Raw genomic sequence first — 14,642 nt, forward strand, 5'->3', positions numbered from 1 at the left:
CCGAAGCAGATCATGGGAGCGCCAGCGCGAATGCGCTGGCGCGTGTCCGAGCACGGCTCGGCTCTACAGCAAGGTCGGCCTGCGGCCGGAACCTTATTTGACGCGTGCGGAGTATTCGCCCGAACGGGTGTCGACACGGATCACTTCGTCCTGGTTGACGAACAGCGGCACGCGGACCACGGCACCGGTTTCCAGGGTGGCCGGCTTGCCGCCGCCGCCCGAGGTGTCGCCACGGACGCCCGGATCGGTTTCGGTGATCTTCAGTTCGACGAAGTTCGGCGGCTGAACGAAGATCGGCTCGCCGTTCCACAGGGTGACCACGCAGGACTCTTCGCCCTTCAGCCACTTCTCGGCGCCGCCCATGCCGGCCTTGGTGGCCTGGACCTGTTCGAAGGACTCCGGGTCCATGAAGTGCCAGTACTCGCCGTCGCTGTACATGAAGTTCATGTCGGTATCGACGACGTCGGCTGCATCCAGCGAGTCGGTCGACTTCATGGTCACTTCCTGGGTACGGCCGTCCTTGATCAGGCGGTACTTCACGCGGGTGAAGGCCTGGCCCTTGCCCGGCTTGACGTATTCGGTGTCGATGATGACGGCCGGTTGGTTGTTGACCAGGATCTTCATCCCGTTCTTGACGTCGTTCATGCCGTAGCTGGCCATGCGTAAACTCCTGAGTGGCAGAAACGCCGCGGGTGCGGCGAGCCGTTAGAATGGAAAGCCCACCGGATGCCGGTGGGCGACTGTTTTTCTGCCCCCATGATAACCGCAGGCCCCCTCTCCATGCAGCTTTCCGCCTTCCCCCGGCCCCAGTCGCCAGGCGCGCCCGCGCGCTGGCAGCAGCTCTGGCGCCAGGCGCTGCGCGACCCGCACGCCCTGCTGGCCCGGCTGCAGCTGGACCCGGCGGCGCTGGGTGTCTCGGAGGCGGCCATGGACCAGTTCGCATTGCGCGTGCCCGAGGGCTTCGTGGCCCGCATGCGCGTGGGCGATGCGGCCGACCCGCTGCTGCGCCAGGTGCTGCCGATCGACGAGGAAATGCGCCCGGCGCCCGGGTTCAGCTTCGACGCGGTGGGTGATGGTGCCGCCAGGAAGGCTACCGGGGTGATCCAGAAGTACCGTGGCCGTGCCCTGCTGGTCGCCACCGGCAGCTGCGCGATCAACTGCCGCTACTGCTTCCGCCGCCACTTCGACTATGCCGCGGAAAACGCTGCCAAGGGCGGCTGGCAGGAGGCCGTAGCCGCCATCGCGGCCGACCCGGACATCGATGAGGTGATCCTGTCCGGCGGTGACCCGTTGTCACTGGCCACGCAAAAGCTGGTCGAGCTGACCGACGCCCTGCGCGCGATTCCGCATATCCGCCGCCTGCGCATCCATACCCGGCTGCCGATCGTGCTGCCGGAACGCGTGGACGATGAACTGGTGTGCTGGCTGGGCAGCCTGCCATGGCCGCTGGCGATCGTGGTCCACGCCAATCACGCCAATGAATTCGACGCCAGCGTGGACGCGGCGATGGCCCGCCTGCGCGGCGTCGGCGCCCAGCTGCTGAACCAGGCGGTACTGCTGCGCGGGGTCAACGACAGCGTGCAGGCCCTGCAGGACCTGAGCGAGCGCAGCTTCGCCGCTGGCGTGCTGCCCTACTACCTGCACCAGCTGGACCGGGTCGAAGGCGTGGCCCACTTCGAAGTGGATGATGCCCAGGCCAAGGCGCTGATTGCCGGCCTGACCGCACGCCTGTCCGGCTATCTGATTCCGAAACTGGTGCGCGAACTGCCCGGCGACCCGAGCAAGCGCCCGGTGTAGGAGCACTGCCGGGGTCAGATCCCTTTTCCGACGGAAAAGGGATCTGACCCCAGCACAACGTCAGTCGGTCAGAGGCCCGATTCGATCATCCGCACCACTTCGGTGGCGGTCACCGGGTGGCTCAGCCAGTAGCCCTGGCCAAGATCGCAGCCGCGCTGCACCAGCAGTTCGAACTGCGCCTGCTGCTCGATGCCCTCGGCCACCACGGTGATGCCCAGTGCGTGGGCCATGGCGATGATCGCCGTGGTCAGCGCCAGATCGTCGGGATCGCGCTGCATGTCGGCCACGAAGCTCTTGTCGATCTTCACGCCGTCCACCGGTACCTGGCGAAGATGGCTGAGACCGGAGAAGCCGGTGCCGAAATCGTCCAGCCAGACCTTCACGCCGGTGCGGTGCAGCTTGTCCAGCAGCTGCGCGGCAACCATTTCGTCGCCGATCACCGCGGTTTCGGTCAACTCCAGGTGCAGGCGCGACGCCGGCAGCCCGGACTCGTGCAGGCACTGCGCGACCAATGCCGGCAGTTCACCGCCGCGCAGCTGCCGCGGCGACACATTCACCGACACGAACAGATCATCGCCGCCCGCCCCACGTGGCCACTGCGAGGCTTCCATGCAGGCCGCACGCAGCACCTTCGGGCCGATGAGCTCGATCAGCCCGCTCTGCTCGGCCACTTCGATGAACACCGACGGCGGAATCGTACCCAAGGTCGGATGCTGCCAGCGCAGCAGCACTTCCACGCCGACCATGCGGCGATCGCGCATGCGGAAGATCGGCTGGTAGGCCAGGCGCAGCTCGCCGCGCTCCCAGGCCCCGCGCAGCTCCTGCTCCATGTGCACGCGGCGCTCGACCGCGTGGTCCATCGCACGGCTGTAATAGCGGTAGCAGTTCTTGCCGGCCATCTTGGCCTGGTACATGGCGATGTCGCCGTTCTTCAGCAGCGTGGTCGCATCGGCGGCATCATCCGGGAACAGGGTCACGCCGATCGAAGTGCCCAGGAACAGTTCCCGGCCCTGCACCACCAGCGGCTTGCCCAGCTCGCGCACCAGCACTTCGGCCAGCAGCCGTGCGTTGGCCGCCACGTCGCCATCACCGACCAGGATCACGAACTCGTCGCCGCCAAAGCGGGCCAGCAGGGCTTCATCGCCACCGGCCTCGGTAACCGCACTGCCGATGCGCTGCGCGAACTGCAACAGCGCTTCGTCACCGGCCTCATGGCCCAGGGTGTCGTTGACGCGCTTGAAATCGTCGATATCGGCAAACAGCAGGCCCAGCCGATGATTGGATGCGCGCGCGGCCATCAGGCGATGGTCCAGCGCCTCCCTGAATGCCAACCGGTTGGTCAGCCCGGTCAGTGCATCGGTATAGGCCATGCGCCGCACCTCGCGGTCATGGCGGGCGATGGCATCGCGCATGCGGGCGAAGCCGCGCACCAGCTCGCCGACTTCGTCGTCGCGGGTGTTCTCGGCCAGCGGCGCCTGGTAGTCGCCAGCCTCGATGCGGCGCGCCGCAGCGGCCAGGTCCCGGATCGGCGCCACCAGGGTGCGCTGCACGTACAGGATCACCACCACGCCGATCACCACCAGCAGGCCCAGCATCAGCAGCAGCCAGCCCAGGTGGCGGCTGCCGACCTGCTGCAGGCGCTCGCCGAGCGTGGCATTGGCGGCCTGTTCGCGCTGCTGCACCTCGTCCAGCGCCATGCCAACGCGGACGCCGCCGATGCGCTGGTTGCCGACCATGATCGGCATGGTGTTGTCGAGTACCTTGGGCGATTCCTGCACCACCAGCGCCTGCGCCACCGCGGCCTTGGGGGCCAGCGGGTCGGTCATCGGCTGGCCGAAGCCGGACACCTCGATCGAGCCGTCATGCACCAGCCGGCCACGTTCGTCGAACACCAGCACATAGCGCACGACCGGCTGCCGTGCGGTGCTGCGCACCAGCGCACCGACCTGGTCCAGGTCGCGGTAGTACAGCGGGTTGGCCAGCGCGTCGGACAGCTCGCGCGCCATCGCTTCGCCGCGGCTGCGCACGCTGCGGTCGAACAGTTCATGGATGACGCCACCACTGAGGTTGCGCACCTCGCCCTGCATCGCCGCCTGCCGCCCCAGCAACACCGCCAGGATCGCCACCACCACGACCATCGCCCCGCCCATCGCGAGCAGGAACCGGGCCTGCATTCCCGAGCCGAGCCACTTCATTCCACTTCCATCCGCACGCGCGTCAATCCTTGTTTCAATTCATCCAGCCGCTGCTGCGCATGCGCATCGACGCGGTGGAAACCGGAAGTGCCGAAAAACCGATGCAGCGCCCCCTGTGCCTGCGGGTCGCTGGCCGCCTGCAGCAGGACGTCCTGCAGCCGGTCACGTACCCGCGGGTCAAGGTCGGCGCGAACCATTTCCACCGCCCGTGGGTAGGGTTCGGTGCGCAGCAGTTCGCGGAAGTCGCGCCGGAATGCCGTCGGCATCCGTCGCTCGTCATTCCAGTCCACGCTGCTCACCGCCCCCACTTCGACCATGCCCTTGTGCACGAACGTGGCGATGTTCAACTCGCTACGTGCGAACACGTACCCCACGCTGTCCCGGCCCGGCACGTCCCACACACCGGCCAGGATCTGCGGCGCCAGCCCCTCCTGCAGCAGCGTCATCACCGGCACCAGGTAGGCACTGGTGGACGCCGTGTTCTGCAGCGCCAGGCGATGCCCGCGCAGGTCCTGGATCCGCTGGATCGGACTGTCGCGACGCACGAAGAACACGGTCTGGTACTCACGCACGCCATTGCGCTCGGTCAGCAGCAGCGGCCGCGCGCCACTGCGCTGGCCCAGTGCCACCGCCGTACCCGACGTTTCCGTGACCCAGTCGACCTGCCCCCGCCGCAGATAGCTGGCCATCTGCTGCGGGTCGCGTGCCATCAGGATCCGCCCTTCGGTGATGCCGACGTCGTGCATGCGTGCCACCACATAGTCCAGCAACGGTTGCAGCTGCTCGTAATGGGCCTTGGGATCATCGCTGATCCGGCCCAGCACCAGCACCCGGTCCGCTGCTGCATGTACCGTCCCGGCCAGCAGGATCATGACCAGGCTCAGCAGTCCCCTCTGCACTGCCCTTCGCAGACCCGACACAGGCTTCATCCCCCCTGGGTATCCGGACAGACTACCCGAAAAAATGAGAACGTCGTCAGCCGTCCTTGTTGCCCGCCTGTGCCAGCCGCGCCATCCGCTGGGTGTCGGCAAGGATGCCGCGCAACAGGCGCACTTCCTGCTCGCTCGGCTCGCTGCGCAGGAACAGCCGGCGCAGCTTGCGCATCGCCGATTCCGGCGCGCGGCCCTTGTGGAAATCGATCTCGTCCAGGGTGTCGCCAAGCTGGGCGAAGAAGCTCTCCATCTGCTCATGGCTTGCTGCCTGTTCGCGGAAACCGGGCTCGGCGTCCGCGGCCGGCTGCGCGCCCAGCAGCTGCATGCGTGTCTCATAGGCCAGCACCTGCACGGCGGCAGCCAGGTTGAGCGAGCTGAACGCCGGATCGGACGGGATGTGCACCGCCGCGTGGCAGAGCTGCAGTTCTTCGTTGGTCAGGCCAGTGCGCTCACGGCCGAACACCAGCGCCACCTCGGCGCCCTCGCCCGCCTTGGCCACCGCACGAGCGGCGGCATCGGCCGGCAGGTACTCCTCCAGCTGCACGCGGCGGGCACGCGCGGTGCAGCCCAGCACCAGGCGGCAATCGGCCACGGCCTCGGCCAGGGTGGCGACCACCGGGGCGTCCCCCAGCACATCTTCGGCACCGGCAGAGCGGCGGAAGGCCTCCTCGTCCAGCGGTTTCTCGGGGGCGACCAGTACCAGGCGGGCCAGGCCCATGGTCTTCAGGGCACGGGCGGCGGCGCCCATGTTGCCGGGGTGCTGGGTACCGACCAGGACGAATCGGAGGCGGGTGGCGGCGGGAAACTGGGACATGAACAGGGAAAAGGTCGAGCTGGACGATGACCAATGGTAAACTGTGCGGCCGGCCACTGCGCCGGACCCGCTCTTTTCCGCCGCCAGTCCATCTCTTCTGCCTTTCCGGGAGCCCACGCCATGCAGAAACCCGCCGTCACCGTCATGGTCAAGGCCGCCCGCCTCGCCGGCAACGTCCTGTTGCGCAACATCAACAAGCTCGAGGCACTGAACGTGGTGCAGAAGGGCCGGATGGACTACGCCAGCGAAGTGGATGCGGACGCGGAAAAGGTCATCGTCAAGGAACTCAAGCGCGCTTATCCGGACTACGGCATCTTCGGTGAAGAAGGTGGCGTGCAGGGCGAGCGCCGCCAGATGTGGGTCATCGACCCGCTGGACGGCACCAGCAACTACCTGCGTGGCGTGCCGCACTACTGCGTGTCGATCGCGCTGGTCGAGAACGGCGAGCCGACCGACGCGGTCATCTTCGACCCCCTGCGCAATGAACTGTTCACTGCCAGCCGGGGTGCCGGTGCCGTGCTGAACGACCGCCGCATCCGCGTGGCCGACCGCAAGGATCTGGAAGGCACGCTGATCCACACCGGCTTCGCCCCGCGCGAGCGCAGCCGCGCCAGTGCCCAGCTGAAGGCGGTCGACGCCCTGCTGGTGCACGGTGAGGACATCCGCCGCACCGGTTCGGCGGCACTGGACCTGGCCTACGTGGCCTGCGGCCGTGCCGACGCCTACTTCGAAGCCGGCGTGAAGGCGTGGGACATCGCTGCCGGCCTGCTGCTGGTGCGCGAGGCGGGCGGCAAGGTCTGTGACTTCAAGGGCGCGACCCTGGGCCGCATGGACAACCGTGGCCCGGAGACCCACCAGATCGTGGCCGGCAACCTGAAGGTGGCCGAGTCACTGCAGAAGGTACTGGTCAACACCGGTTACGCGGCGGAGTTTGACGCGAAGTTCTGAGATTCCGTGTAAAGCGGTTCATGGAGACGGCGCCTGCGAGGGTGCCGTTTTCGTTTGCGCGCACGGAGATTCGTTTCCGCGACCGCGGAGGGGTGTCACTTTCTTTGCTCGTGCAAAGAAAGTGACCAAAGAAACACGCCGCCAGGGCGCGAGCCGATGCTGCGCATCGGTGCCCTGCGCTCCTCGGCCCGTCGAGGGACGGTGCGGGAACTCGCTGCGCTCAGACACCCGCACCTCTTCGCCCTCGCCGGACCTGCGGTGCTCAGCTCGCTCAAGGCGGACCCAAGGTCAAATGCCACAGCGGCACCCGGTTGATCCATGCTACGCGTGGATGCTGTTGCTCTTGATCTTGACCTTCCAGTCCGCCTTGAGCGAGCCGAGCATCGCAGGGGAATCAGGGGCGAAGAGGCGCCGGTGTTTGAGCGCAGCGAGTTCGGCGCCGTCCCCTGATTCGCCGAGAAGCGCAGGGCACCGGCGTGCGCAGCACGTCGGCTCGCGGCCGGCGGAGCGTTTCTTTGGTTACTTTCTTTGCGCGCAAAGAAAGTGACACCCCTCCGCGGTCGCGGAAATGATCCCGGCACCACCAATGCGTGCGCGCACATACAAAAACGCCCGGCGCGGGGCCAGGCGTTCCTGCACTAACAAGGAGCAGAGAATTACGCCACCGTCGACGCCCGCAGCGCGGCGATGCGCTCTTCCAGCGGCGGGTGGCTCATGAACAGCTTCTTCGCCGTCGAACCGGAAATGCCGAAGGCGGCAATCTGGGTCGGCAACGTGCTCTGGCCGTGGTTGAGCTGCAGGCGCTCGAGCGCAGCGATCATCTTCTGGCGACCGGCCAGCGAGGCACCGCCGGCGTCGGCGCGGAACTCGCGGTGGCGTGAGAACCACATCGAGATCATCGTGGCGAACAGGCCGAACACCATCTCCAGCACGAACACGATGATGTAGTAAGCGAAGCCACGGCCGCCGCCTTCGCGGTTGCCCGACAGCGCGCTGTCGATGATGCCGCCGACCACGCGGGCCAGCACGATCACGAAGGTGTTCAGCACGCCCTGCAGCAGCGCCATGGTGATCATGTCACCATTGGCGACGTGGGCGATCTCGTGGCCCAGCACCGCTTCAGCCTCGTCCTCGCTCATGTTGTGCAGCAGGCCGGTGGACACCGCCACCAGCGCGTTGTTGCGGTTGGCGCCGGTGGCGAAGGCATTGATCTCCGGGCCGTCATAGACCGCCACTTCCGGCATGCCGATGCCGGCGGCCTTGGCCTGGCGCTCGACCGTGGCCAGCAGCCAGCGCTCGGTCTGGTTGCGCGGCTCAGTGATCACCACCGCACCGGTGGAGCGCTTGGCCATCCACTTGGACAGCAGCAGCGAGATGAAGGAGCCACCGAAACCGAAGATGCCGGCCATCACCAGCAGGCCGCTCATCGAACGCGCGTCCACGCCCAGGATCGACATGACGATGCCGGCCAGGATCAGGACCGCGAGGTTGGTCGCCAGGAACAGGGCAATACGGGTGAACATGGGAAAATCCGGCTCGGAAGGGGTCGATATCTGTCAATTTGCGGTGCGCTCAGCTTGAATTCAAGCGCCAACCTGACCGACGATTCAGCCTGCATGACCGCCATTGTTCCCTGCGGCCGCTTCGCGCCCTCGCCGACCGGCCTGCTCCACCCCGGATCCCTGCTTGCCGCCTTCGGCAGCTGGCTGCTGGCCCGCCACCACGGCGGCCTGTGGCGGCTGCGCATCGAAGACGTTGACCCGCCGCGTACCGTACCCGGCGCCGCGCAGTCACAGCTGCAGGCACTGGCTGCGTTCGGCCTGGTCCACGACGGCCCGGTCCTGTGGCAGAGCGCTCGAGGCGAGGCCTACCAGGCCGCGCTGGACGTGTTGCTGGCCAGCGACCAGGCTTTCATCTGCCACTGCAGCCGCAGCGAACTGGCTGCCAGCGGCGGCATCCACCACCGCTGCGTTGCGCGGCAGCCGCGACCGGATCCTGCCGTCCGCTTCCGCGTACCGCCCGGCAACCTGGTCCGCTTCGACGATGGCCTGCGTGGCCCGCAGCAGCAGGACGTGCATGCCGAAGTCGGCGACTTCGTGCTGCGCCGTGCCGACGGCTGCTGGGCCTACCAGCTCGCGGTGGTGGTCGACGACGCCGCGCAGGGGGTGACCGAAGTGGTGCGCGGCGCCGATCTGCTCGATTCCACCGCGCGGCAGATCCTGCTGCAGCAGGCGCTGGGCCTGGCCGTGCCGCGCTACTGGCACCTGCCGCTGCTGCTAGACGCCCCCGGCCACAAACTGTCCAAGTCGCTGGCGTCGCTGCCGGTGGACAGTACACGGCCGGTGCCGGTACTGCGCGCACTCTGGCAGCTGCTGGGCCAGGCCCCTGCCGCACTGGACGGCGCCGATGACCGGGATGCGCTGCTGCACACTGCGCAACGGGCATTCGACCCGGCTCGACTGCCGCGGACCGACATCCTGTTGCCGGCCGGCGCACTTTCCGCGCCGATGTTGCAGAATCCCCCTTCCCCCACCTGATTCCCGGACAGCATTCCATGACATCTCGCGTCGCACTGGTCACCGGCGGAACCGGCGGCATCGGTACCGCCATCTGCCAACGCCTGGCCGACCAGGGCCACCGGGTCGCCACCAATTACCGCGACGAGGACAAGGCCCGCGCATGGCAGCAGGCGATGACCGAGCGCGGCTACAGCGTGTCGATCTTCCCGGGCGATGTCTCCGATCCAGGCAGCGCCGAGGCGCTGGTGCGTGCGGTCGAGGCCGAGCTGGGCCCGGTCGAGATCCTGGTCAACAATGCCGGCATCACCCGCGACACGACGTTCCACCGCATGCGCGCGGACCAGTGGCACGATGTGATCAACACCAACCTCAATTCGGTGTTCAACGTCACCCGTCCGGTGATCGAAGGCATGCGGCGCCGCGGCTGGGGCCGGGTCATCCAGATCAGCTCGATCAACGGCCTGAAGGGCCAGTACGGCCAGGCCAACTACGCCGCGGCCAAGGCCGGCATGCATGGCTTCACCATTTCGCTGGCCCGCGAGAACGCCGGCTTCGGCATCACCGTGAACACCATTTCGCCCGGCTACGTCGCCACTGACATGGTGATGGCGGTTCCGGAGGACGTGCGCGCCAAGATCATCGCCGACATCCCCACCGGGCGCCTCGGCAAGCCGGAGGAAATCGCCTATGGCGTGTCCTTCCTGGTGGCCGAGGAAGCCTCGTGGATCACCGGCAGCAACCTGGACATCAACGGCGGCCACCACATGGGCTGGTAAGCCGCGCAGGGGCCGCTGCGGCATGCGCTGACGGCCCCTGCCGATGGTCATGCTGCGCAGCACGCAAACCCTTGCTGCGCAACATAATCGCCCCTGAAAGCCAAGCCTGGCGGGGGCTGGGGCGGTTGCAACCGCTGCTGCACTGCGCCATGCTGCGTGTCTACTGTGACGAGTACCGCTTCATGGCTGCGACCCGCATCATCAAGAAGTATCCGAACCGCCGTCTCTACGACACCGAGATCTCCAGCTACATCACCATCGAGGACGTGCGCCAGCTGATCCTGGACGGTGAAGACTTCGAAGTCCGCGACGCCAAGAGCGGCGACGACCTCACCCGTTCGGTCCTGCTGCAGATCATCGCCGACCAGGAACAGGACGGCGAACCGATGCTGTCGACCCAGCTGCTGAGCCAGCTGATCCGCTTCTACGGCGATTCCCTGCAGGGCTTCATGGGCAACTACCTGGAGCGCAGCATGCAGGTCTTCCTCGACCAGCAGCAGCAGTTCCGCCAGCAGATGGGCAACCTGCTGGGCCAGACCCCGTGGGCGATGATGAACCAGCTGACCGAGCGCAACCTGGAGCTGTGGCAGGAATTCCAGCGCAGCATGGGCAGCGGCTTCGGTGGCCCGCGCCCGGGCGGCACCGGAACGGGAACCGGCAACAAGCCCGGCGAACCCGGCACCGGTACCGGCACCGGTGGCAAGACCCGCCGCTGAGCTGCAGCAACGGCTGATACGAAAACGGCGCGCCCCTGGCGCGCCGTCTTGTTTGGCATCGCTCCAGCGGTGCGTCAGCGTTTGGCCTTGCACCCCGTGCACACGCGCTCGACCTTGTAGCCCTTCGCCCTCAGCTTCTCGACCACGCCATCACTGCCCAGCAGATGCAGCGTGCCGACCACCACCAGCGTACCGCCCTGCCCGGCCTGCAGGTACGGCTGCAGCTTCGGCACCCAGGCATCGTTGCGACCGGTGTTGATGCGCTGGTACAGCTGCGGATACTGCTGGCGCATCTCTGCCGCCATCTTGGTCCACAGCAGGCGCTCGTCGCCGCGACGCCATGCATCATGCAGCAGCCGCGCCTGCTCATCGGCCTTGCCGGCCTGGTCCAGTGCTTCGGCCAGCATCTGCCGCTGCTCCTGCACCGTCATCCCGTCCAGCATGCCGATCTGGGTATCGATATCTTCCAGTCCCGCGGTCTTCCGGCCGGTCTTCTGCGCGCGTTCCATGAAGTGGCGGTCCAGGCCCAGCGCCGGGTCCAGGCCCAGCTTCTGCATCTGCCCGATCGAAATGCTCAGGCCGACGAACCAGGGCTTCATGCCCTGCATCTGCGCCAGCGGCAACTGGTTCTGGGCAGCAAAAGCCTGCAGCTTCTGCCAGGTGGCCGCATCCAGATCACGCTTCAGCTCGCTGCCATCGGTGCGGGTCGCAGCCTGCACCATGCGGCTGGCCAGCTGGGGCGATTGCATGTCTTCCGGCGACAGTTCGAACACCACCCGCTGCGAGGCTTCGAACGCCTGCTCGACATCGGGCGACAGTGGGTAGTCCTGTGGCTTCAGCAGATGGAACGATCCCAGCAGGTACACGCGTGCATCGCCCGGGCCGGTGACTTTCCACAACAGGGGTACCGGCGGCTTGGCCGCGGTTGCGGCCGCGGCCGCGGCAGGGCTGGCCTGGCCATCGCGGGCCGTGGCCAGTGGCGCCACTGCGCAGGCCGCCAGCAACAGCGCGGTACGGAACAGGTGTTTGATCGGCATGGTCAGCCTTCTCCTTCAGGCAGGTGGTAGGCCTTCTCGCCCGCTTCCACGCGCAGGTCCAACCGGTTTTCCGGCGGCGCCAGCGGACAGGTCGCGTAGGCGGTGAACGCGCACGGTGGGTTGTAGGCATGGTTGAAATCGATGCGCACCGTGCCGTCTGCAGCGGGGGCATCGGTATCCAGATAGCGCCCGGCGGGATAGCTGCCGCGGCCGCTGGTGCGGTCGGCAAAGATCAGGAACAGTGGCTGACCGGGCGCACCGATGGCCTCCAGGCGCCAGCTGCGGCCATCACGTTCGAACTCCACCGCACCGGCATTGGGCATCTCGGTGGTCAAGCCAGTGATGTCGACGATCGGCAAGGTCTTGCCCGGCGGATGCGCGATGAAGCGCGCCTGCACCTGCCAGTCCGCGCCGCCCGGCCAGTACTGCAGGCCGGCGAAATCACGCCGCGCAGGTGCCTCGGCATGCTTGACCCGCAGCGCGTCCCGTGGCCCCCGGCGGATGATGCTGAGCTGGCCCTTGCCGCCGTCGAAGGCCAGCAGCGTCGGCTGCGCGTCCTTGTCGGTGTCGACGCGGATGCGGCCACGCACCGGCTGGCCGTCGTGGCTGACATCGGCACCGGCTTCAGGCGTGAACCACCACTGCGTCCCTTCGCGACGCAGCAGGCCCAGCCTGTCCGGGCCAACCGTCAGGCGGATGCCGTTGGTGGCGCCGCTGCCAACGAAATGGGATTTGTTCTGCAGCCAGTGCAGGCCGACCAGGGCCGTCCAGCCATCGGGCCGGGTCAGGTCCTGGTAGCGCGCTACACGCCATTGCTGCTGCGCGGCCGCGTAGGCCGGATCTTCAGCGGCCGTCGGCGCCGGCGGTGTTGCCGGGCTGCAGGCGGCCAACACCACGGCGGCCAGCAGGCCCGCCATTCCCCGATAACGCATCGATGCTCCCCTCAACGTCCGCGCAGGAACCAGCGGTCGATCTCCGCCAGCGAAAAACGGGCCCAGGTCGGTCGGCCGTGGTTGCACTGGCCGGACCGTTCGGTGATTTCCATGTCGCGCAGCAGCGCGTTCATTTCCGGCACGGTCAGGCGCCGGTTGGCACGCACCGCGCCGTGGCAGGCCATGGTCGACAGCAGTTCGTCGCGTGCACTGGCCACGCGGCGGCTCTGGCCATGCTCGCGCAGGTCGGTCAGCACGTCGCGCAGCAGTCCTTCCGGTTCTGCATGCGCCAGCAGTGCCGGAATGCTGCGCACGTGCAGCGAACCGGGGCCGGCCCGGGTCACCTCGAAGCCGAGCGCCGCCAGTGTCTCGGCTTCGCTTTCGGCGGTGTCGGCCTCGCGCTCGCCCACCGCCAGCGTGATCGGCACCAGCAACGGCTGCGACTGCAGGCCGATGCCATCGTGCGCATTCTTCAGGCGCTCGTAGCCGATGCGTTCGTGGGCCGCATGCATGTCGACCACGATCAGGCCTTCAGCGTTCTCGGCCAGGATGTAGATGCCATGCAGCTGCGCGATCGCGTAGCCCAGTGGCGGTACACCCGCGTCGGCACTGGTCACCGGCAACCCGTTCTCGCTCGGCATCGGCGGCAACGCCGCTGCGCGTTCGACGCCGGCGGGCGCGGCGTACAGCGCGGCGTAGGCGGCCGGTGCATCGGCCACCTGCAGGCCCAGCGGCTGCTGCGGACGCCAGCCTGAAAACCCGCCACCACCTCCCGAGCCGGGCGCAGCCCCGCGCACCAGCCCGAACCCCGACGCGCCGGCGCTCGATGCGGTCGGGACGGCGGCGGCGTCCACCGGATGTGCGGGGCCGGCACCGATCTCCTGCGCCGACATGCCGGCACGGGTATCGGACAGCGCATCCTTCAACGTGCGATAGACGAAATCGTGGACCAGCCGCGAATCGCGGAAGCGCACCTCGTGCTTGGCCGGATGCACGTTGACGTCGACGCGGGTCGGATCCAGTTCGAGGAACAGCACATAGGCCGGCTGGCGGCCGTGATACAGCACGTCGCCGTAGGCCATCTTCACTGCGTGGGCGACGCTGCGGTCACGCACTGAGCGACCGTTGACGTACAGGTACTGCTGGTCGGCGCTCGCGCGCGAATAATGCGGCTGCGCAATCCAGCCATGCAGGCGCAGGCCGGCGCCGCTGTGGTCCACGCGCACGGCCTGGTTGGCGAAATCCTCGCCCAGCGTTTCGGCAAGGCGCGCATCGGAGTACAGATCGCCCGGCTTGTAGCGCCGCGAGGCCTTGCCGTTGTGCGACACGCGCAGCTCGACATCCGGCCGTGCCAGTGCCAGCGAACGCAGCCACTCTTCGATATGGCCCAGTTCGGTACGCTCGGCGCGCAGGAACTTGCGCCGCGCCGGCACGTTGTAGAACAACTCGCGCACTTCCACCGTGGTGCCCGGCGCATGCGCGCGCGGGGTCACCTCGCCGATCTTGCCGCCTTCGATCTGCAGTGCCGAACCGTGCTCGTCGTGCGCGCGCCGCGAGCACAGGGTGAAGCGGCTGACCGATGCGATCGACGGCAGCGCTTCTCCACGGAAACCGAGCGTGGCCACCGATTCGAGATCGTCAAGATCGGCGATCTTGCTGGTGGCATGGCGCGACACCGCCAGGGGCAACTGCTCGGGCGCGATGCCACTGCCGTTGTCGCGGATGCGGATCAGGCGCACGCCGCCCTCTTCAAGATCGATATCAACGCGGCTGGCGCCGGCGTCGATCGCGTTCTCGACCAGCTCCTTGACCACCGACGCGGGTCGTTCGACCACTTCGCCCGCGGCAATCTGGTTGATGAGGATCTCCGGCAACGGCCGGATCGGGCGCGGATGGGTAGCAGACGTCATGCGGGGATGATAACGGAGGCTGCGCATGTAGAGTCGACTGTCAGTCGACTGCTCTTCGCCGGCCAC

13 protein-coding genes are annotated in these 14,642 nt (G+C 67.5%); 5 read left to right on the forward strand and 8 right to left on the reverse strand.

What is annotated here, in order from left to right:
- Positions 1-93 precede the first annotated feature (93 nt).
- A complete protein-coding gene (gene efp / locus ACM0PB_RS01735; RefSeq protein ID WP_005410381.1) occupies positions 94-660 on the reverse strand; it encodes an elongation factor P in 567 nt (188 codons plus the stop codon).
- 96 nt (positions 661-756) lie between these two features.
- Between efp and epmB the strand changes: the two genes are divergently transcribed.
- Positions 757-1,797: an EF-P beta-lysylation protein EpmB gene (epmB, locus tag ACM0PB_RS01740; protein ID WP_414604858.1), complete on the forward strand. Its 1,041-nt coding sequence runs from the start codon at positions 757-759 to the stop codon at positions 1,795-1,797.
- Between the two features lie 68 nt (positions 1,798-1,865).
- On the opposite strand, the gene ACM0PB_RS01745 is transcribed toward epmB, so the two are convergent.
- The 3 genes from ACM0PB_RS01745 to ACM0PB_RS01755 form a co-directional block, all read right to left on the reverse strand.
- A complete protein-coding gene (locus ACM0PB_RS01745) occupies positions 1,866-3,992 on the reverse strand; it encodes a putative bifunctional diguanylate cyclase/phosphodiesterase (RefSeq protein ID WP_005417742.1) in 2,127 nt (708 codons plus the stop codon).
- The gene (locus ACM0PB_RS01750) at positions 3,989-4,864 is read right to left on the reverse strand and encodes a phosphate/phosphite/phosphonate ABC transporter substrate-binding protein (RefSeq protein ID WP_065178242.1); all 876 of its coding nucleotides are present in this window, start codon (positions 4,862-4,864) and stop codon (positions 3,989-3,991) included. Before ACM0PB_RS01750 ends, ACM0PB_RS01745 begins: the two co-directional genes overlap by 4 nt.
- 103 nt (positions 4,865-4,967) lie before the next feature.
- Positions 4,968-5,738 carry an RNA methyltransferase gene (locus tag ACM0PB_RS01755; protein ID WP_065178241.1) on the reverse strand — a complete coding sequence of 257 codons (771 nt, stop codon included), beginning with the start codon at positions 5,736-5,738 and terminating at the stop codon, positions 4,968-4,970.
- A 120-nt stretch (positions 5,739-5,858) separates the two neighbouring features.
- On the opposite strand from ACM0PB_RS01755, the gene ACM0PB_RS01760 reads away from it, so the two are divergent.
- On the forward strand, positions 5,859-6,686 hold the full coding sequence (locus ACM0PB_RS01760; protein ID WP_065178240.1) for an inositol monophosphatase family protein: 828 nt from the start codon (positions 5,859-5,861) through the stop codon (positions 6,684-6,686).
- Between the two features lie 656 nt (positions 6,687-7,342).
- Here ACM0PB_RS01760 and htpX read toward each other — a convergent pair.
- A complete protein-coding gene (gene htpX / locus ACM0PB_RS01765; protein WP_049415827.1) occupies positions 7,343-8,209 on the reverse strand; it encodes a protease HtpX in 867 nt (288 codons plus the stop codon).
- A 93-nt stretch (positions 8,210-8,302) separates the two neighbouring features.
- On the opposite strand from htpX, the gene gluQRS reads away from it, so the two are divergent.
- From gluQRS to phaR, 3 genes are all read left to right on the forward strand, one after another.
- Complete coding sequence (gene gluQRS / locus ACM0PB_RS01770) at positions 8,303-9,223, forward strand: tRNA glutamyl-Q(34) synthetase GluQRS (RefSeq protein ID WP_065178239.1); 921 nt, start codon at positions 8,303-8,305, stop codon at positions 9,221-9,223.
- A gap of 17 nt (positions 9,224-9,240) precedes the next feature.
- A complete protein-coding gene (gene phbB / locus ACM0PB_RS01775) occupies positions 9,241-9,981 on the forward strand; it encodes an acetoacetyl-CoA reductase (protein ID WP_005417754.1) in 741 nt (246 codons plus the stop codon).
- Positions 9,982-10,163: 182 nt separating this feature from the next.
- A complete protein-coding gene (gene phaR, locus ACM0PB_RS01780) occupies positions 10,164-10,697 on the forward strand; it encodes a polyhydroxyalkanoate synthesis repressor PhaR (protein ID WP_005417756.1) in 534 nt (177 codons plus the stop codon).
- Positions 10,698-10,771: 74 nt separating this feature from the next.
- Here phaR and ACM0PB_RS01785 read toward each other — a convergent pair whose 3' ends face one another.
- The 3 genes from ACM0PB_RS01785 to mutL are packed head-to-tail and all read right to left on the reverse strand — an operon-like array spanning position 10,772 to position 14,576.
- Positions 10,772-11,734 (reverse strand): TraB/GumN family protein, encoded by a 963-nt coding sequence (locus ACM0PB_RS01785; RefSeq protein ID WP_005417757.1) that lies wholly within the window; start codon positions 11,732-11,734, stop codon positions 10,772-10,774.
- 2 nt (positions 11,735-11,736) lie between these two features.
- A complete protein-coding gene (locus ACM0PB_RS01790; protein WP_065178237.1) occupies positions 11,737-12,666 on the reverse strand; it encodes a DUF1684 domain-containing protein in 930 nt (309 codons plus the stop codon).
- Positions 12,667-12,677: 11 nt separating this feature from the next.
- Positions 12,678-14,576, reverse strand: a complete 1,899-nt coding sequence (mutL, locus tag ACM0PB_RS01795) for a DNA mismatch repair endonuclease MutL (RefSeq protein ID WP_414604859.1) — start codon at positions 14,574-14,576, stop codon at positions 12,678-12,680.
- Between the last annotated feature and the right edge of the window lie 66 nt (positions 14,577-14,642).

This window comes from Stenotrophomonas sp. AR029 (assembly GCF_047520695.2).
GTDB lineage: Bacteria > Pseudomonadota > Gammaproteobacteria > Xanthomonadales > Xanthomonadaceae > Stenotrophomonas > Stenotrophomonas sepilia.

Excerpts from the sequence above, each read along its gene's own strand:
- ACM0PB_RS01785 (WP_005417757.1), bottom strand. The coding sequence starts at position 11,734 with ATGCCGATCAAACACCTGTTCCGTACCGCGCTGTTGCTGGCGGCCTGC.
- htpX (WP_049415827.1), bottom strand. The coding sequence starts at position 8,209 with ATGTTCACCCGTATTGCCCTGTTCCTGGCGACCAACCTCGCGGTCCTG.
- gluQRS (WP_065178239.1), top strand. The coding sequence starts at position 8,303 with ATGACCGCCATTGTTCCCTGCGGCCGCTTCGCGCCCTCGCCGACCGGC.
- ACM0PB_RS01755 (WP_065178241.1), bottom strand. The coding sequence starts at position 5,738 with ATGTCCCAGTTTCCCGCCGCCACCCGCCTCCGATTCGTCCTGGTCGGT.
- ACM0PB_RS01790 (WP_065178237.1), bottom strand. The coding sequence starts at position 12,666 with ATGCGTTATCGGGGAATGGCGGGCCTGCTGGCCGCCGTGGTGTTGGCC.
- efp (WP_005410381.1), bottom strand. The coding sequence starts at position 660 with ATGGCCAGCTACGGCATGAACGACGTCAAGAACGGGATGAAGATCCTG.
- epmB (WP_414604858.1), top strand. The coding sequence starts at position 757 with ATGATAACCGCAGGCCCCCTCTCCATGCAGCTTTCCGCCTTCCCCCGG.
- phaR (WP_005417756.1), top strand. The coding sequence starts at position 10,164 with ATGGCTGCGACCCGCATCATCAAGAAGTATCCGAACCGCCGTCTCTAC.
- mutL (WP_414604859.1), bottom strand. The coding sequence starts at position 14,576 with ATGACGTCTGCTACCCATCCGCGCCCGATCCGGCCGTTGCCGGAGATC.
- ACM0PB_RS01745 (WP_005417742.1), bottom strand. The coding sequence starts at position 3,992 with ATGAAGTGGCTCGGCTCGGGAATGCAGGCCCGGTTCCTGCTCGCGATG.
- ACM0PB_RS01760 (WP_065178240.1), top strand. The coding sequence starts at position 5,859 with ATGCAGAAACCCGCCGTCACCGTCATGGTCAAGGCCGCCCGCCTCGCC.
- phbB (WP_005417754.1), top strand. The coding sequence starts at position 9,241 with ATGACATCTCGCGTCGCACTGGTCACCGGCGGAACCGGCGGCATCGGT.
- ACM0PB_RS01750 (WP_065178242.1), bottom strand. The coding sequence starts at position 4,864 with ATGATCCTGCTGGCCGGGACGGTACATGCAGCAGCGGACCGGGTGCTG.